This window comes from Kitasatospora sp. NPDC048540 (assembly GCF_040651175.1).
Lineage (GTDB): Bacteria > Actinomycetota > Actinomycetes > Streptomycetales > Streptomycetaceae > Kitasatospora.
This window is the reverse complement of record NZ_JBEZIR010000052.1, coordinates 18,139-36,189: the sequence shown is the minus strand read 5'-3', so window position 1 is coordinate 36,189 and position 18,051 is coordinate 18,139. Positions and strand designations below refer to the sequence as shown.

Annotated in this window: 17 protein-coding genes and 1 pseudogene; 8 read left to right on the top strand and 10 right to left on the bottom strand. The window is 67.3% G+C overall.

The features are described 5' to 3' along the window. Positions 1-386 precede the first annotated feature (386 nt). Complete coding sequence (locus AB0D08_RS21200) at positions 387-914, top strand: DUF6069 family protein (RefSeq protein WP_149038047.1); 528 nt, start codon at positions 387-389, stop codon at positions 912-914. A 28-nt stretch (positions 915-942) separates the two neighbouring features. Here AB0D08_RS21200 and AB0D08_RS21195 read toward each other — a convergent pair whose 3' ends face one another. Together AB0D08_RS21195 and AB0D08_RS21190 are read right to left on the bottom strand one after the other, a co-directional pair. After that, a complete protein-coding gene (locus AB0D08_RS21195) occupies positions 943-1,473 on the bottom strand; it encodes a hypothetical protein (RefSeq protein WP_359890618.1) in 531 nt (176 codons plus the stop codon). Between the two features lie 124 nt (positions 1,474-1,597). Further along, positions 1,598-1,981, bottom strand: a complete 384-nt coding sequence (locus AB0D08_RS21190) for a hypothetical protein (RefSeq protein WP_063794324.1) — start codon at positions 1,979-1,981, stop codon at positions 1,598-1,600. 284 nt (positions 1,982-2,265) lie between these two features. On the opposite strand from AB0D08_RS21190, the gene AB0D08_RS21185 reads away from it, so the two are divergent. Next, positions 2,266-2,502 (top strand): hypothetical protein, encoded by a 237-nt coding sequence (locus AB0D08_RS21185; RefSeq protein WP_359890616.1) that lies wholly within the window; start codon positions 2,266-2,268, stop codon positions 2,500-2,502. Between the two features lie 23 nt (positions 2,503-2,525). Here AB0D08_RS21185 and AB0D08_RS21180 read toward each other — a convergent pair whose 3' ends face one another. The 6 genes from AB0D08_RS21180 to AB0D08_RS21155 all read right to left on the bottom strand — a co-directional run bounded on the left by AB0D08_RS21180 (position 2,526) and on the right by AB0D08_RS21155 (position 8,849). Further along, entirely contained in the window at positions 2,526-2,717 is a 192-nt protein-coding gene (locus tag AB0D08_RS21180; protein WP_033819515.1) for a three-helix bundle dimerization domain-containing protein, read from the bottom strand. A 1,286-nt stretch (positions 2,718-4,003) separates the two neighbouring features. Beyond that, on the bottom strand, positions 4,004-4,369 hold the full coding sequence (locus AB0D08_RS21175; protein ID WP_033819545.1) for a nuclear transport factor 2 family protein: 366 nt from the start codon (positions 4,367-4,369) through the stop codon (positions 4,004-4,006). Positions 4,370-4,583: 214 nt separating this feature from the next. Next, positions 4,584-5,555: a helix-turn-helix domain-containing protein gene (locus AB0D08_RS21170; protein WP_359890614.1), complete on the bottom strand. Its 972-nt coding sequence runs from the start codon at positions 5,553-5,555 to the stop codon at positions 4,584-4,586. A gap of 64 nt (positions 5,556-5,619) precedes the next feature. Next, on the bottom strand, positions 5,620-6,294 hold the full coding sequence (locus AB0D08_RS21165) for a nitroreductase (RefSeq protein WP_033819517.1): 675 nt from the start codon (positions 6,292-6,294) through the stop codon (positions 5,620-5,622). Positions 6,295-6,532: 238 nt separating this feature from the next. Beyond that, positions 6,533-7,765 (bottom strand): hypothetical protein, encoded by a 1,233-nt coding sequence (locus AB0D08_RS21160; protein WP_359890611.1) that lies wholly within the window; start codon positions 7,763-7,765, stop codon positions 6,533-6,535. Positions 7,766-8,057: 292 nt separating this feature from the next. After that, positions 8,058-8,849, bottom strand: a complete 792-nt coding sequence (locus AB0D08_RS21155; RefSeq protein WP_033819519.1) for an SDR family NAD(P)-dependent oxidoreductase — start codon at positions 8,847-8,849, stop codon at positions 8,058-8,060. 446 nt (positions 8,850-9,295) lie between these two features. On the opposite strand from AB0D08_RS21155, the gene AB0D08_RS21150 reads away from it, so the two are divergent. Further along, positions 9,296-9,853, top strand: a complete 558-nt coding sequence (locus AB0D08_RS21150; RefSeq protein ID WP_033819520.1) for a TetR/AcrR family transcriptional regulator — start codon at positions 9,296-9,298, stop codon at positions 9,851-9,853. 108 nt (positions 9,854-9,961) lie between these two features. Here AB0D08_RS21150 and AB0D08_RS21145 read toward each other — a convergent pair whose 3' ends face one another. Further along, complete coding sequence (locus tag AB0D08_RS21145) at positions 9,962-10,285, bottom strand: Lsr2 family protein (protein WP_033819521.1); 324 nt, start codon at positions 10,283-10,285, stop codon at positions 9,962-9,964. Between the two features lie 426 nt (positions 10,286-10,711). Between AB0D08_RS21145 and AB0D08_RS21140 the strand changes: the two genes are divergently transcribed. From AB0D08_RS21140 to AB0D08_RS21120, 5 genes and pseudogenes are all read left to right on the top strand, one after another. Beyond that, positions 10,712-12,112, top strand: a complete 1,401-nt coding sequence (locus AB0D08_RS21140) for an amidase (RefSeq protein WP_051812080.1) — start codon at positions 10,712-10,714, stop codon at positions 12,110-12,112. 46 nt (positions 12,113-12,158) lie between these two features. Next, positions 12,159-12,722: a TetR family transcriptional regulator gene (locus AB0D08_RS21135; RefSeq protein WP_033819522.1), complete on the top strand. Its 564-nt coding sequence runs from the start codon at positions 12,159-12,161 to the stop codon at positions 12,720-12,722. A 645-nt stretch (positions 12,723-13,367) separates the two neighbouring features. Next, a complete protein-coding gene (locus AB0D08_RS21130; RefSeq protein WP_359890606.1) occupies positions 13,368-14,795 on the top strand; it encodes a hypothetical protein in 1,428 nt (475 codons plus the stop codon). A gap of 413 nt (positions 14,796-15,208) precedes the next feature. Further along, a pseudogene (locus AB0D08_RS21125) lies at positions 15,209-15,412 on the top strand (helix-turn-helix domain-containing protein); the annotation flags it as partial. Positions 15,413-15,899: 487 nt separating this feature from the next. Beyond that, the gene (locus AB0D08_RS21120) at positions 15,900-16,097 is read left to right on the top strand and encodes a hypothetical protein (RefSeq protein ID WP_359890605.1); all 198 of its coding nucleotides are present in this window, start codon (positions 15,900-15,902) and stop codon (positions 16,095-16,097) included. 30 nt (positions 16,098-16,127) lie between these two features. On the opposite strand, the gene AB0D08_RS21115 is transcribed toward AB0D08_RS21120, so the two are convergent. Further along, positions 16,128-17,636 (bottom strand): hypothetical protein, encoded by a 1,509-nt coding sequence (locus AB0D08_RS21115; RefSeq protein ID WP_033819526.1) that lies wholly within the window; start codon positions 17,634-17,636, stop codon positions 16,128-16,130. Positions 17,637-18,051 lie beyond the last annotated feature (415 nt).

Below are 18,051 nucleotides of genomic sequence, written 5' to 3'. Positions count from 1 at the left end.
CGTCCGTCACCGTGGGTCTGCGATGAAGCCTGGATCGTTCGAACGAACGGTATGACAAGTCCCTGCCAATCGCCAGGGGCTGAAACGCGAAAACCTGGCACGCCCGGCCACCCGATCACTGTGCCGTCGGCGGTGACGGCGCTCCGACGAATGGGGGCCGGGGTGGCCGGGAGATACGAACGGGAAGCGCTCAAGGAAGACGCCGCTGCCTTTTCGCGCCGCCGCACACCACGACGTGCATGCCGATGCCGGTGCGGGGAGACGCTCTCTCACAAGCCCGCCGGACGATACCGAGACGCGGCATCGGAATTCCGCCGGACCCGAGGTGCATGATGAGCCAACCGCTACCGCGTCGTGCGGGCCCCGACAAGCGTCGCGTGATCTCGGTGAGAGATGACGACGGCCTTCCCTGCGGTGTTCTGCGCCCCGGCCGTCTGTGGGCCGCAGGCGCCGCCACCGCGGTGGTGGCGGCCCTCACCGCAGTGATCGCCGTGCTGTTCGTCCGGGGCGTTCTCGACATACCCGTCTTCTCGTCAGGCTCGCACCCGGTACGCGGCCACCTGACCAGCGGATCACTCGCCCTGTGGTCCGCGATCGCGGCGCTCACCGCCACCGGCCTGATGCTGATACTGCTGAAGGCAGTGCCCAGACCACTCCTCTACTTCGGCTGGATCGTGGGGCTCTTCACCGTCCTCGCCGTCCTCACTCCCTTCACCGGGGACTCGACCCGCTCGGTACAGGTGGCCTCCGCCGTCATCTATGCCGTGCTCGGGCTGGAGACCGGGCTGCTCATCACGGTGGCCACCCGGTCCTCGATCCTTCCGATCGTGCCGACCGAGGCGGTCCCCCCGGCGGACCAGGCCGCGTACCGGTGGCCGGGACGTGACCGTCCGCAGGGGCGGCCCCGGGCATAGCAGAGGCGGCTCGGACGAGGCGTCCGACTCACTCCCGCCCGGTGATCGGGGGCGCGTCGGCCTGGTCGAGCACGTGGTCGATGACGGCCAGGAGCGACGGCAGGTTCTCCGCCCAGTCGGCGGCAGCCATGGCGAAGGCGGTCCGGACGGCGGAGGTCAGCGCGATGGCGGCGGAGAGGTCACCGATACCCAAGTGCTGACCCCGCCTCGGAGCCACGATGGACCCGGCAGGGCTGAGATGGGGATCGAGGTGCGAGAGCAGCACGGTCCGCTCGTCGGCGGAGAGACCGGTCAGCCGCCGGCCGTAGGCCATGAGGACGAAGGTGACGGCCTCGGCCATTCCGTCGAGCGCGTCGCCCAGTTCGGAGCCGGGGCGGCGTGAGGCGAGCCCGGACAGCCACAGGCCGGCCCGCGCCCCGCGCTCGGCCGCCGCCCGCAGCACCGTATTCCTGGCCGCGCCCAGAGCGTCGTCCGTCGGGGCGACACCGGGCGGGGTGAGGCGGGGGACCGCGCCGAACCTCGTCGTCAGGGCCGGTCGTTGAGAGTAGGGGGTGCTCATACGGAACTTCTTCCCGGGGAACGCCCCTCATGCCCCGCTCCGCAGGTCCGGCACCCGTTCGGACGACCAGCACCGAAGGGCACGAGTCCGCTCCACACCCGACCGCACCGGGCGGCCCGAGACCCTACGACCGGTCCTGACTGTCCCGCCAGGCGACGGCCCTCATCAGCTGCTCCTCGTCCAGACCGGTCACGGCCATCACCCGTTCGTACATCTCGTCCTCGTCCAGCGGACCGAGCTCGCCCACCGCCCGGGTTATCTGCCCGGACCACAGCTCCTCCTTGACGAAGGGACGGCGGTGGTAGAAATCGGCCAGCTGGAACAGGTGCGACTCGCAGCACGCCCGCAGCAGACGCTCGCCGTCGAACCGGGCCTCCGCGGTCACCGCGGAGGAGTCCGGAACGCGCAACCCCACCGCATCGCCGATGGGCACCAGCGTGCCGCACTGGTCGCACAGCTCCCATTCGCCGGCCGGGCCGTCCGCGTGCGCACCGCCAGAACTGTTCATCCCTCCGGTGTACGCCCGGGACGGTACATTGCGCGAACCGACGGCGCGTCCGCGCGAGGGGGCGGGCCACGGTCGGGACGGTGGGAGGAAATCCCCGTGTCCGCAGCGCCGGTGGGGGAAGCACGGATAGCGTTTTTCACGGGCACCTCAGACGTTTCCCTGGCGGGACGCGGCCGGATGCGGCGTCGTGGGCCGTCGCGGAGATCGGCGCCGAGGTGCTGCACCACCCCGGGAATCCGTTCGTGTGGGAGGTCCGGTGGGCGATCGGAGCCGGTGGGTCACGCGTGACCGGGGCTGAGAACGGCCCGGACCTGGAGCCTCTCCTGCACGCGGCCGTCGAGGCGGCACGTGGGACCGCGCCGTTGAACGATCCACGCCCGGCCGGGCTGCAGCGCGACCTGAAAGAGCTCTGCACCGACTGGCGGCACGCCGCGGTGGGGTCGACCAGTCGCCTGCGCACCGGGGACGGCTGGGCCGAGGTCACCGTCACCTTCGCCCCTGAGCCCGGCTGCCCGTTGTGATCACCGGCCGACCGAGGCCGTTGTCAACGTGCCGTGCGTGCCTCGTCCTGAGCGTCCAGGATGGCTCGGGCCCGACGTTCGACCAGGATCGGCAGGAAGTCGGGGATGTGGCTGCCGTGGAGCTCCTGGCGCCCGTCGAGAACGGCCAGGAGGATCTGATCGCGTGAGCGCCGTCCACCGTAGGCGGCCTCCAACCGTTTGACGATCTTCCGCATGGCATCTTCCTCTCGGGGTGGCCTGGACAATGGCTCTCCTTCGGGACGACGAGCGCCGGTCGCGTAGGACGTGCCCGGACAGCAGGTCCGTACGGTCGATCGGCCGGTCGGTACCCAGTAGGTAAGCACCGGGCCGGTCTGCAGGAACAGGCCGGTGGCCGAGTCGTAGCCGGCGTCGGTGCGGCGGCCGGTTGCGTCGTAGGTGTAGCCGCTGGTGGTGCTGAAACCATTGGTCAGGGTGTTGCCGCCGCCGGGGGTGGGCGGTGTTGACCGTCGGGCGGTTCGTGCTCAGGGCCGTCACCCGGAGTCACGCGTGCCCGCGAGCCTCTGGACGTCGACGGATCCGGCCTCGTCACGGCCGAGACGTCCAGGAGAGCCGGATGCGCAGCGAACCGACCGTCAGTCCTGGCCGACGTCCCGCCCATCGGTGGGGGCGATCGCGGTGAAGGAAGGGACGACGGCGAGCAGCCGGAGGGCCTTCGGCGCGGGTGGCTCCCTTTCTGTGCACGGTGGTTCGAGGTCGGAGATCGGCGTGTTGCGTGCAGACCCGATCTTTCCGGTGCGGGGTCCGTGGCGGAAGTGGGAAGGGGGCAGATCATGCCAGGCAACAAAGCCGCAACCGCTCTGGTGGCAGCTCGGGGTGGCGCGTCCGCGCCCTCCGCGGGACGGCTCCGGACGGGCAGCTGATCTACCCGACCCCGGACCCGGCGCTCCTCGGCGAACCGGGCATGTCCAAACTGAAGTCACCTCCGCCCGCTACCGCCTGCGATTCGTCAACGCCTCCAACGCCCGCCGCCACGAACTGGAACTCGGCGCCACCGCGGACCGCACCTTCGTACAAGTCGGCAGCGACGGAGGACTACTGGCCCACCAGGTCACCCATCGCACCCTGCACAGCGCCGCCTGGTCTTCTCCCGCGGCGGCGGCCAACGGCGGATCAACGGAACGACCTTCGACCCGGCGAAACCACTGCTGAGCCAGTCCGGTGGCGCTGTCCGGCGTGGACTCTGTTGATCCGTAGGTTCACGCCGTTGCGAAGGTGCTTGCCCGAGCAGTCGGTGCGACCGTCACCGAAATGGCCACCAGGGCTCCCCGGCGGGAGAGTTGAGACGTCACGACCTTACTCGACCGGCCCACAACCGTCCCGTCCGGCCGGCTCCCGATGGCGGCCGCCCTGAAGAGTCACCGGCCCTTGCGAGTCCGGTCGTCAGCCGGAGCGGCCGTCCTCCCGTCCGTGCCGGCTGCCGGTGTAGGCGCTGCGGCCGGGAGATCCGGGCCCGTGCTCGCTACTTGCCGTCCAGTGCGGCTACCAGCTGGGGCAGAGCGCCGCTCGCCGTGATGAGGGCCAGGTGGTCGTGGAAGTCCCGGCTGTGGACGATCAGGCCGTCGCGGACCCGCAGGACCTGGATGTCGGCGGACTCGAAGGTCCGTCCGGTGGGACGGTGGTGTACCTGGTAGTCCCATTCGGCGACGACCACCTCCGGGTCGTCGGTCCCCCGGACCACCACGTTCACCGGGGTCAGCTCCACGGGACTGCCCGCGGCCACCTGTGCGAACCGCTCTGCGAGTGCGGCCCGCCCCTGGGTGCGGCGTGGTCCGACCGGCTCGAAGACGGTCTCGACCACGGCGTCCTCGGCGTAGAGCCGGGCCATGGCCGGCACCGGCGTGACGGTGGAACATCTCGGAGCAGACCCGGCGGCCAGGCAACGGATCTTCGACGTGGTCTTCGGCGGGCTCCGACCGCACTGATGCGCGACACACCGCCCTTCTGCGCCCCTGTGCGGGCAAGCGGCCGCACCGTCGATGCGAGCACCGGACCCGGGAGGCGGACGACCGCCTGGCGCCGGTCCTCCGGGCGTATCCCCCTCAGGCGGGGGAGCGGCCGATCGCACGGAAGGTGCGCCGGTAGTCCCGGGGAGCCGTGCCCAGATGCCGGCGGAAGTGCTGGCGCAGCGAGACCCCGGTGCCGAAGCCGCAGCGGTGGGCGATGTCCTCGATCGGGCTGTCGCCGTTCTCCAGCAGGTGCTGGGCCGCGCGCAGGCGCTGCTGCAGGAGCCAGTGGCGCGGGCTGGTCCCCATGGCGGCGGTGAAGTGGCGGGCGAAGGTCCGCTCCGTCATGGCGGCGATCGCGGCCATGCCGGCGACCGTCCAGGAGTCCGCCAGGGCGCCTTGGACGTGCCGGCACACCTGGGCGATGGGGTCCCGGGTGTCCGCCGGCCCGGGAGGGATCGGGGTGGTGATGAACTGGGCCTGGCCGCCGGCCCGGAACGGGGCGGTCACCATGGCCCGGGCGAGGGCGCTCGCGGTCGTGTCGCCGTGGGACCGGCGCACCAGGTGCAGGCACAGGTCGATGCCGGCCGCCACGCCGGCCGACGTCCAGACCCGGCCGTCGCCCGTGAACAGCACTTTCGGATCCACCGTCACCAGCGGATGGCGCCGGGCCAGGTCATCGGCGAGAGCCCAGTGCGTGGTGGCCGTCCTCCCGTCAAGGAGGCCCGCCGCAGCCAGAACGAACGCCCCCGCGCACAGGGCGGCGATCGGGGTACCCCGGCCGTGGGCGTGCCGCAGGGCACGCAGCACCCGCTCGGGCGGCCGTAGTGCCGGGTCTCCCAGGCCCGGCACGAGAATCAGCCCGCATCCCGCCAAGGCATCGAGGTCATGGTCCGGAGCGCACAGCAGACCGGTGTCGAGACGGACCGTACGCAACTCCGGAGCGCACACCAGAAGGTCGGCCAGCGGGGCGCCGGGGACCGCCCGGTGCGGTCCCCAGACCTCGCCGACCACGGCGTAGTCGAACGCCCGGACCCCGTCGAAGACGACCAGACCGACCGCGTTCACGAGCGGGACGCCGCAACGAGCGGGCAGGCCGCCATCAAGCGCAACAAATGGTATGAATCACCTATCACTCGTGAAAGTGTACGGATTCCCCGATGCCCGCCCGCCCCATCCGCCCGGTCCGCGCCGCCCATGCTTCGTCCGGGTACCCGAAGGACATCCCGAACAACAGCCGGTGATCATCGGGCAGACCGAGCGTCGCGCGGACCGTGTCCGCGTAGAAACCCACGGTCGTCTGTGCGACACCACCCAACCCCCGTGCCGCCAGAGCCAGCAGAAAGGTCTGGGCGTACATACCGGCGTCCGCCGCGATCCGCGCTCCCGCGAACGCGGGTACGCAGAGGAGCGCGACCTGCGGCGCGCCGAAGAACTCCAGATTGCGACGCACCACGGCCCGGCGTCCCGCCTCGTCCTCGCGCGACACTCCCCATCCGTCGAGCAGCGCCTTCGCCTGCACCCGCCGCCGCTCCCCGTACGCGCCTTCGTATGCGGCCCCGTCGTGCGGGAAGTCGAGGCTGTAACGCTCCTCGTCGTCCGCGCGCAACAGAGCCTCGGACAGCCGGTCACGCGCCGTACCCCGGACCACGTGCACGATCCACGGCTGGGTGTTGGAGTTGGACGGAGTCAGCTGCGCCTCGTCCAGCACTGCGCGCAGCACGTCGTCGGGCACGGACCTGTCGAGGAACGAGCGGATCGCACGGCGGTCGCGAACGACGTCGCTGAAGGACGGGGTGGGGGACATTCGGTGTTTCCTTGATCGGGAGGCGTGAAGCGGCGCCGCCGGGCGGCGGCGATGAACGGCCTCGGCGCGGAGCGCCGTGGAGGGAGGCACCTTCATCACACCGGAATCCTCCGGGTTCCCGACCCCGGGCGGAAGCGGCCGGGCCGACAGCTATCGATGGGAAACCGCCAGGAGCCCGCGGGTGTACGCCTGCGCCCGCCCACGCGGCCTCTCCTCGGCCCGGTGACCAGATCTGCAGCTACTGGAAGTAGTTGCCGTCCTCCGCCCACAGCATCAGCTGTTCATCGAGTATCACCCTGAGGCTCTCCCGGTCCGGGCAAATACTTCGTACCAGCATCTGTGCGGCCTCGGGGAAGAATCCGACTATTGCCTCCATGTCACCCCATACCAGTTCGGTGAATGCATCGAGGCGGAGCTCTCCACGATTTGACTTGTGCTTGGCGAAGTGGCCGTTCCAAATTACTCCGAGAACTTGCACGAAGGATTTCTCTATTGCCACCCTCAGTGCTGCTGAGTCTTTTCCGGAGGCGAGCTCGTCCTCGATCTGGGTGAAGTGGGTGTTCGGCCTGCCGTACTGGAAAGTTCCGAATGTCTTCGTATTGGCATTGGTGAACATGTGCTCCATCATGATGTCGACGGTTCCCATGTTCCGCCGGGGGGCCCGCCCCAGTGCCTCGATTGCCCGGCCGTAGTTGTATTTGTCGGTATTCATGTTCTCGCGGACGAATGCGATTCTGTCTTCGGGGGTCCGAAGGCTGGACCAGGTGTCGCGGAGCAATGTGTAGCCGAGGCCGAGGTATGCCTGGACGTCTTTCTGGGGGAGCTGATCCACGCGCATCGTGGTCCCATGCGCTGCCAGTGCATCACTGAGCAGGTCCGCAAGATCTCCGGTGGAGAAGCCGACTGAAAGCCAGTATTGAACCTCTTGGGAAACGTGGCTCAGGAAGACGACTCCGCTCAGTACGAAGCTCGGATAGAATATTCCTTCGATGCTTTCTATGACGGACTTGACGTCCTTGATGAGCGCGGTTTCGTCGCCGCCGCCCGCAGCCGCTCCGAGCTCACGCAGCCGAGCGGCTATTTCGCCTTTCGCCGCTTTGGTGTCGTACGCTCCGGCCGTCGGATCGTCAACGGATCCCTGAGTCGCTCCGCCGGTGCTCGGCGGTGGGGGAATCTCGCCGATCGAGGGCGCCTCCAGCACGGCTTGAGCGCCGTATTCATCAGTGATGACCCAGCAGCCTCCCCAGTTCCCGAGATGGACGGTCGAATCGACCTGAGGGTTTTGTGGGACATACTGGTCGACGGCCGTGCAGACGTACCGGATTTCACGGTTCTCGTCGACCACGTAGAGGTATCCATCGGGATCCGCGAGCACGGGATACCCGTGGCAGTAGACGGGCTGTCCTTCGTATGTTGCGGGATGGACGTCGGAGTCGATCGCGGTCCAGTCGACTCTCGTTGGCGGTTCCACGATGGTCGGCCCTCCTCCGGCAGCATGCAGGTGGACAAGATGTGCCACAAGACTGACTGCCCCCGGCGGTGCACGGGCTTCCCGAAAGTCCAGTCTTTGGGGTCCGGCCCTGGGTGCGCCCCCCGATACGCTCAACCCCGGGAGACGGCAACCGACTTGCGCACGACCGCGCCCCGTCGGAAGCTGCATGACCTGGCCGGCGACGACTGCGCTCCGGGCCATGCGCGCCTTCGGCCGCCCCGCGGAACCCCACCGGTGGGGTGAGGCCCGCGGGGCGTCACTGCACGCGCACTCACCTCTTGTGCTGCTGGGATTCGGTGATCTGCCGCAGGAGGGAACGAGGGACCGTCCGGCGCTGCACGGCCGCCGAGACACCGGGGAACAGGCCGCCGATGGCGCTGCCGACCCGGAGGGAGACCGGTGCCACGTTGACCTCGACCCGGTCGCGTTCGATCGCGTTCACGGTACCGGCGGCCACCTGTTCCGGGCTGACCGTGCGGATGCCCGCGGGCGGTTTGGCGCCGGTATCGGCGAACATCCCGGCGTCCCGGACGAATCCCGGCTGCACGATCGACACTCCGACCCCGGTGCCGTGCAGGTCCTGCCGCAGGCCGTGAACGAACCCGCGCAGGCCGAACTTCGCAGCACTGTAGAGCGACGTCGCGGGTGACGCGGTGCGTCCCGAGATGGATCCGATCATCACCAGATGGCCGCGGCCGACCTTGACCATCCGCGGTGCCAGTAGCCGGGCAAGCACCAACGGCGCCCTCAGATTGACCTCCAACGACCGGTCGATCTGCTCCGGCGTGTAGTCGAGCAGGTCACCGCTGGCGGGCAGAGCGGCGTTCGCCACCAGGATGTCCACAGCGCCGGCTTCTTCGGCCAGACGTTCGACGGCCTGGCGATGGCTCAGATCGGCGACGATGCCGCGGACGCGGAATTCCTTCACCAGGGCGTCGAGCGCTTCGGCACGTCTGGTACTGACCACGACGTTCGCTCCCCGGGCGAGCAGACCACGGGTCAGCGCTCGTCCGATGCCGCCATTGGCCCCGGTGAGAAGAACGGTCGATCCACTGATGTCCAATGTGACCCTCCAGTCGTTCGTTCGAACGAACAGTAGCGGAGGGCGGGAACGAGCGCGATGCCTACGCGCGGCAGGACCGGCCTCGGACGCATGCGGGGCGCGAGGGGAGGTGTGCTGCTTGTGCGACGCCGGAGCCGACAGCCATTTGCGCCTTTCGCAGAGAACTCGTCGATACCGGAAGACGGTTGTAACGCTTCCGGGGGGCGCGCGTGGAAATGTCGTGCGGACATCGGCCCGCACGAACGGGCGGCGGGGGTCCATAGCGGCCCGGTGCCGAGTGGTACGACCGATCACGCGCCGCATTCCCCGGCAGGAGTCCGACGGCGGCTTGCACGGGGAGCGGCCGAGAAGTCCATGCCGGTCACCCCGGCGGCCGTCGCGTCGCGGGAGCACCCGCCGCCGCTTCATGCGCACGACCCGTGCGGTCTCCGTGGAACAATGTGCCCATGGCGAACCCCACCGGAGCCCGGGAACGCATTGTCGCGGCCACCTTGCAGATCATCGGCGAAGACGGCGTTGCAGCGGTCACCAATCGCCGCATCGCGAAGGAAGCCGACGTCTCCCTCGGCTCGATCACCTACCACTTCGCCACCCAGCACGACCTGCTGCGCGAGAGCCTGCGATTCTTCGTCACCCAGGAGACCTGCCGGTTCAACGATCTGGCCGCCCTCAGCGCCGACCGGATCACCCTGCAGGAAGCCGGCACGCTCGTGAGGCAGGTGGTGGCCGATTCCGCCATGGACAAGGAGGACATCGCCCCCTTCGAGCTCTACCTGCAGGCAGGCCGGGACCCCGAGCTGCGTGAGGCCGCCGCCGAATGCTTCGAAGCCTACGACCACCTGGCGACCTCGATCCTGGCCAACCTCGGTGTGCCCGAACCCCACCGCCTGGCACGAGCCGTGGTGGCCCTGGTCATCGGGCTGCAACTCCGCCGCATGGCGACCGGCGTCCTCGCGGACGACCTGGTGGAAGCACTCCTCCTCCTGATCGACACACCCGCCTGAGGCTCCTGGCCGCACACCCCCTACCGGAGCGGGCGCCCCGCCCCGCCCGCAGCCGCCCGTACGACGCATCCCGGCCCGGGACGCAGGGGCTCGGGCCGGGACGCCGCTTCAGTTCGCCTGCTCGTAAGCCTCTCGAACATTCGACGGAACCCGCCCGCGATCGCTGATGTCGTACCCGTTGGAACGAGCCCAGTCCCGGATTTTCGCGGTGTCCTCCTTCGAGGTGCGAACGGGCCGCCGGGGACCTGCGCCGCGACCGCTCTGACGGCGAGCACTATCGACGAACGGCGCAAGGGCGTCACGAAGCTTGTCCGCGTTCACGCTGTTCAGATCGATCTCGTAAGACCTTCCGTCAAGAGCGAAGTGAACGGTCTCGGCCGCCGCTCCACCCTCCAGGTCGTCTTCCAACACGACATGCACGCGCTGCGCCATCTTCACTCCAGGATCGATGTTCTTCTGCATTGATCATCATACGCCTATGGATTGGCATTGAAAAGAATTATTCACCAGGGCGGAGCGGCGCACTCGGTGTTCGGCGGGATTTCCCCCGCACGAGGTACGGTTTACCGGCGTGATCCTCGGTTCTGTGCTCCGGCCGGGGCGGGAAATTAAATCCGGCTTATCGTGCGGGCCCGTCGCCCGACCGCTGCGCGACTGCTGCGCGATCGGCACCCCAGGGGCTCCCGGCGGGTGCCCGACCGGCCGCCGAGCCGCTTCCCGCCGCGGGGTCGGAGGTTCTTCCGGCGGAGGTTCGGGAGAACCGTCGGGGCACTGACTGACATGACCGGAACCGCTGGTGCGCCGGAGCATCCTTCGACTACTGTTCGTTCGAACGAACAGTGAAGGGTGGTTTCGTCCATGGTGTCTGCTCCCCTGCAGGGAGGCTTGATCGGACAGGCCTCGGTCCTCGCCGGGAGGCAGCTGTCCGCAATGGAGCTCGCCGACCGGACCCTGCGCTGCATCGATGCCTCGCAAGCCACGCTCAACGCCTTCCGCCTGGTGCGCTACGAAGCCGCGCTGGACGAGGCCGCCGAGGCCGACCGCCGTCTCGCGGCGGGGGAACGCCTGCCGCTGCTCGGTGTGCCCATCGCGGTCAAGGACGACATGGACGTCGCCGGAGAACCGACGGCACTGGGGTGTCCCGGAACGGCCACCCGCAAGAAATACGACTCGGAGTGCGTACGACGCCTGCGAGCGGCGGGCGCCGTCATCGTCGGAAAGACCAACACCCCCGAACTGGCGCAGTGGCCGTTCACCGAGGGCACCGCGTTCGGCGCGGTCCGCAATCCATGGAACCTCGGCCACACACCCGGCGGCTCGTCCGGAGGATCCGCCGCCGCGGTGGCCGCAGGCCTCGTCACCGCCGCCCTCGGCTCCGACGGTGCCGGCTCGATCCGCATCCCCGCAGCCTGGACCCACCTCGTCGGCATCAAACCCCAGCGAGGACGGATCTCCACCTGGCCCGACCCGGAATCCTTCTACGGACTGACCGTCGCCGGCCCCCTCGCCCGCACGGTGGCGGACGCCGCCCTCCTGCTGGACGCCGTCGCCGGCAACCACCCGGCCGACCGTCACCGCATCGCACCGCAGCGCATGCTGAGAGCCGCCGACCGCGACCCCGGCCGACTCCGCGTGGCGGTGTCACTGCGCAGCGCGTACGCCGTCACACCGGCGCCGCTGGACCGTGAGGCCCGCGATGCCACACTCCGGATGGCCGAGACCCTGGCACGGCTGGGACACGAGGTGGAGGAGGCAGACCCCCGGTACGGGCTCATCGGCCCGGCCCAACTGCCCCGTGCCATGGCGGGAATCCGGGACAAGGCCGAGGAGGCCCCGGACCTCGGCCTGCTGGACCCCCGGACCAAGCGCAACATCGCGCTCGGCCGGCTGCTCGGCAGCCGGGCACTGCGTTGGGCCCGTGCGGCCGAAGGCCCCCTGCAGCGCCGGGTCGGCGCGATCTTCGACAGGTTCGACGTGGTGCTCACCCCGACCACCGCCCGGCCCGCGCCACGCGTCGGCGCCACGGCAGGACTCTCGAGCAGCCGGACCAACCGGGCCGTGATCGCCGCCTGCCCCTACGCGTGGCCTTGGAACGTGCTGGGCTGGCCCGCCATCAGCGTCCCGGCCGGCTTCACCGGACGAGGACTGCCCCTCGGCGCGCAGCTACTCGGTCCGGCGTGCAGCGAGCCGCTGCTGATCTCACTCGCGGCCCAACTGGAGGACGAACTGCGCTGGCACCAACGCTGGCCCAACCCCTGACGGACCGCCACCCGGACCTCAGCGACCGGATGAGACCATCGGAGCCATGCCCAAACCCCCGGAAACCCGAGACCGGATCATCGCGGCCGCACTGCGGATCATCGGCAAGGAAGGTGTGAGCGGACTGACCAACCGCCGGATCGCCACCGAGGCGGCCGTTGCCCTCGGGTCGGTGACCTATCACTTCGCCAGCCAGCACGACCTGCTACGGGAGAGCCTGAGGGCCTTCGTCGCCGAGGAGACCCGCCGCTTCACCGAACTCGCCGAACAGGCCGACACCCGCCGGATCGACCTGCCGGGAGCCGCAGCGGCGGTGCGCCGGCTCGCCATCGGACCCGACCTCGCCGGCGAGCACACCGCCTCGTTCGAGCTCTACCTCCAGGCGGGACGGGACACCGAACTCCAGGAGGCCGCCGCCGAATGCTTCGCCGCCTACGACCAGTTGGCCACCTCCATCATGCGCGCACTCGGCGTCGAGAACGCCGAACGGCTGGCCAAGGCCGCGGTGGCGATGGTCTGCGGCCTGCAACTGCGCCACCTGGCCACCGGGACCGCCGGGGACGACCTCGTCGAAGCCCTGCTCCTGCTGGCCGGCGACCGACCGGGGTGACAGTGCGGTGAGGGCCACTCCGGTCCTTTGGAGCGCCGGTTCAAACGGATCGCCGTGCTGGGAACGACGCCTCGACACCGGGGACTTCCGGTTTCACTTGCTCGCGCACTCATCTGCCGGCGACAGCTGAGCGAGTAGCCCCTGTGATCGTACTATGAGTTCCTCGATCACTGATCTGGATACGGGACCTGGGCTGGTGGAGTGACCGTGTATCAGGTCTGGGCCTTGGCGACCCGGGTCGGCTTCGACAAGGAATGCCGTCTCTACTTGGTAATTAATGCGGCGGATGAGTGCAGTTTGTTCAGGGCAGATCCCCTACGCGATTTCCGGTCCGGTGCCGCGGTGTGCGACGTCAACCCGACAGCACGGACCGGCCGGTCCGGCATCTGATCTGGGCGCCCGGAAAGCCTATTTCCGGTACTGCCCCTCCTGATTCCATAATCGACACATGCTGACCTGTGACTCGCGAACGAGTGCCTCGCCTGATTCCCCATCGGGCACTTTGAGCAGCCCGGGCTGGGGGAAGCTGGATTCTGCATGGCTTCTGGCGGACGCGGCCACCCTCCGGTAACGGGGCTTTCGCCTATTGTCTTCGCTGCGGAAACCGGGATATGCAGGCGAGAGCGCATGAAATAAGGAGAGACTATGCCTTTGGATTTCTCATCCACGGCTCTGACGGAGAATAATGCTCGGCTCGTCCAGGCTACGCGAGGCTCCTGGACGGAGGTGATGGACGGAGGGTTCGACTTTCCGGACGGGCTCGCTGCCCATTTTCTGCTGTACTGCCTTTTGGATGGCGGACAGAGCGGTGTGGCAAAAGTCAACGACTACTATGAGTCGGCGGCGCGTCGAGGGCGCGAATGTGAAAAGTGCGGGAAGCTGGCAGTCACAATAGGCTGGATACTTCAAAATAACGGGTTTGCCCCGAGGTCGGCTGAGTCCATTGCGACTGAGCTTGACTATCTTCCGTCCGTGCTCAGGGGTTGGCGAATCCTGGCCCCGCCCAAAATCCCTGCGGAAATTTCGCCACAATACCCGATCTTCAGTGTCCCTTTCCAGTACATCCTTCCTTCCCTGGATGCGCACAGCATTCAGGGTGAGCTCGCCGTGCGGGCTGTTGCGTACACGAAGCCGTATTCAGGTCCCGATGACGATTCGGAGAGCGAAGGTGACTCTTACGAGGCCATCGGGCACAGTCCTTCCGGTGATACCGAGAGCGACTCCGAAAGCGAAGAGCATGACAAGGCCGCATTCAAGGCGTACTCGCCGGAGCAGGGTTTCTGGAATGATGTGGAATTGCTTGTAAATAACCATGATCTCATTGGTGGATATTGGGATATGTATTGCAAGGAATGGAAGGCCGAAGGATTGTTCAGGACTATCGCCCCTCCGCCTGAGCAGATCCCGCAAAATGATCAAGATTCCAGCTGGCAGGAAATTGTAGTCCAGCCGGAAGGTGACATTGAGGATATCTTCGCCAATGGATTTCTCGGCCTGACGCGCGAGCAGTGGGAGAGTCTGGCGGGTGACGCCCCACTGATATCGGCCAAGTTGCAGTTCATACGGAAGTCATTTTCGCGCAACCTCGAAAGCATGTTCATGGGCGAAGTTGATCAGGTTGCCCAATCCACCCTTCCTGCGGAATTGGAGATCGAGGTCCATCGGGAGATTGTTCGCGGAAAATTCCAGGCGATCCTTGCTGATTGGGAGGCGGAGAGGGGAGTTAAGATCCCTGCCCTCGTCAAGCAAGTGCAGGACGGTCTCGTCAACGAGGTCCTCGGAAAGGTCGGCCAGATCCTGTCCTTGCCCAGGGACAGCTTCCCGGATGGGGACGCAATCGCCGCAGAATACCTGGAGGGGAAAACCAGCATGCGGTCTTTTGTTGTAGTGCATTTCCGGACATGGGGTGCGCGTCTCTTCAAGAGGGTGGAGGAAATGGGGGATAAGTTCGTAAATTCCTATCAGAATCCCCGGAATGATCGAGTAGTATTGGAATCTCTCAAGGTTTTCCGAGGCACCCTCACCGCTGCGAACAATCTTTGGCTGGCGGACTTCAGGGCGCCTTTCGGCTGATACGGAACGGGGTCTTTTCGTTGGTCCCGGAGACGTTGAGGAGTCGCTGGAACGCCGGGGCCGATTGATCAGGCTGCGAGCAGTGCAGGCAAGCGCTTGGCCGGGTATCTCCGGCCGAGCGCCTTGTGCGGGCGTTCGCCGTAGGTAGGGAATCCGGGTTTGGCCGCCCCGGGCGCGGCTCATGTGCTCCACCTGTCTTGCCGATGCTCGGCGGCGATCAGCAGCGATGGTGGGTTCCGCCCCGGTTCAGTCACACGGTGGAGTGTCGTGGGTCGGGCCCCCGCCCAGGAGCGTCTGAGGCCATGGGGCGGGGAGGTCTAGTGCTGTGACCGCAATAGGTTCGCCGGGTTGGCGCCGGAGGGCCTTCGGCCGGTTGGGTGTCGTGAGACGTTCAGCTCGGAAGGGGGCCCCAGGTGGCGGAGCCGGTCGGGGTTCGCAGACTGACGGACCAGGAAGGTCAGCAGCCACCGAGGATCGTGCGCCGGGGCAGCACGAACACCGTGCGCTACCGGCGGGCGATGATGCTGCTGGCCTCAGCCGGCGGCAACCGCGTCCCGGCCATCGCCCGGCTGGTCCAAGCGGACGAGGACACGGTGCGGGACGTGATCCACCGGTTCAAGTCCTGGCCGCCCAACGCCGCGAGCGCGCCCGCGTCCGCAGCGAGAAGGGCATCCGATGGGGCGGACGCCCTCTTGCAGCAGCCGCCGGCTGATCGACCCGGCGAACTGATGTGGTGGTGGTCCAGGTCGATCACCCAGGGGACGGTCCAGGGTCGTTGTCAGGGTGATCACTGATGGGCGGCGCCAGCTGTACGCAGCAGAGTTGACGCGGTCAACAAGTCCCATGAGCGCCGTTCAGGAGAGACTCGATGCGCATCCGCCTCGCCGTCACAACCCTCGCCCTGGCCACTGCTCTCAGTGCGGGGGCGGCTCTGCCCGCAACCGCCACCACGCCTGCGTCCAGCGCCCCCGGCGTCCGCGACGCCGACCGCCCGAGGCATACGACCGCGTCACCGTGCGCCAGCTGCTCGACCACACGAGCGGCCTGCCCAGGCCCGCAGGAACCCCTGGCCCGGCCGACGGACCCGGATGGCAGCTCAAGTCCGTGACGCCCGAAGACTTCTTGCGCGAGTCGAACGCCGCGGCGGCCACCGACGTGCCGCCAGCAACGCCCGCCGCACAGCAGTACAACGGGCTCCACTCCTTGGTCCTCGGCCTGCAACTGCGCCACCTGGTCACCGGCACCGCCGGGGACGACCTCGTCGAAGCCCTGCTCTGCTGGCCGGCGACCGACCGGGGGTGACGATCTCCGGGCCGGACACCGAGGTGGAGGTCAGCCAAGATGACGGACCGCGCCCTTGGCGGACTCCCGCCACAAGCGCCTCGCATCTGTGAAGCATCTGGTGAAGATGTTCGCCGAGTCCCTGAAGTAGCGAATCCTCTGCTTCGCCTCGTCCTGCGGGAGCCCTTCTTTGATCATCGCCTTGACCTTTTCGGTCTCGCGCTTCAGTAGGTTGCTCATCATTTCTTCGCGACTCGTCCGGATGGCTGCGATGAAGTCATCGATGGCTCCGGATCCCTCCAATGCGACGAACGCTGCCATACTTTCGTAGTTGCCATGGAGGAGCCAATTCGCCGAATCTGTGTCAGCCTTCTCGTTTCCGCTCGGATGAAACATGAGAACCCTGTGGGAAGGTTCGACGACCCGAGCCCTGAATACCGCTCCGAACCTGCCGCACAGGTCGGCCCGCTGCTCCTTCCATGTTTCGTTGATGATCATGAAGGCTTCAAAGCCTGGTTGATCTTCCTCGCCGGCCTCCCTCTTATATTCGTTCGGCAGTGAACCCCAGAAGGTCGTCTCGGCCGTCACGACGATGTTCGTCAGCAGTTCGGATCCGCCGCCCTCATCTGTGAGGAGCCGCCATGCGTTACCGGACAGGCCGGAGTAGCCCAGGGCGTACTTGGCTGCGGCCGGATTGCCGGCGTCCGGCTTCGGCAGCGACGGAAGCCCCCAATCAGCCGGGATTCTCTCGACCTCGGGAAGCTTCTCCTGCTGCGACGGGACAAATTCATCAACCACCCCTCTCAGGAAATTCTCCTTCTCCGTTCCTTCCAGTCTGCGCGCCTTCTCCGCCTGCGCCTCCAGGTACTGCCGCCGCGCTTTCTCGGTCAGCCGGCCGTCCTCCAGCCGGAGCAGTTCATCATGCAGACGGCCGACCTCGTCGATATCGGAATTCAGCTGGTTCATCCGGTCCTGCGTTACCGGCTGCGGCTTGTACGAGTCGTCCATGGGATGGTTGCCGCCATTCCAGTCCACCTGGTAGTCGTACCAGGTGGTTTCGATGTTGCTGAAAGAGGACAGGCCCTTCAGGCGCGCATAGAAGTCGACGACGCCCGGATCGGCGACGAGCTCGTAATCTTCCAGGTCCTCCTCGTCGTCGCTGCTGATCGTCAGTGCCGCCCCGGTGGAGACATGCTTGCAGGCGCTTTGCATGATCCTCAGGGGGGCGGCGAAAAGGTCGGCACCTGTTGAACTGAATGCCTGGACTCCTCCCTGGGATATGATCTTGTAGCCCAGGATCTCCGATGGAATCCAGCCCTGCTGAAGGGGGATATGGTTGGTTTCGAGCATCCACTTCAGCACTCCGGCCAGCTGGGCGCAGTCCGCGCACGCGCGGGCCTGGGCGGCAATCTTGCTGTAATTTGTCACTACGTCGTCACGGCTTTCCGTTCCCCAGTTGGTGGCGCAGTACATCATGAAATGTGCGGGAACCAGATTTTCCGACCATTGGTAGCTGATCGCCTGCTGATAGTTGCAGGCGAGAATGGCCCCGGCATCCATCTGAAGCTCAGCATACCTATTTGTGATGCTATCGATTGGTGACATGCTGGCACCCCGACCCTTTCTGGTGCTGCTGGTGCACAAGTTGACGGAAATCTGTGATTCATCGGATTTGACTGCAGGGGTGAGTGTTGCCGGTCGGAGCGGGCCGGTACGTGAGCAGAGAAATCCTCTATAGGACGGTAGTTGCTCGCGTGCCGTGGGATACCCGGCACCGAGGCAGCGGGCGGGGCAGCCCGGACTTCCCTTCGGTGAGGTTTCCCGGCGGCCGATCTCCGGCGAAGCCGCTCGCCGGGAGGGTGCGGACCTGGAGGGGCCCGGCCGCTCACAGCATGGATGTGCGCTCCGCAGAGCCCTGGCGGTCAGGTCCGGATCGCATGAGAGTGGTCCGCTGGCGGGCGCCACGGCCCGGCCA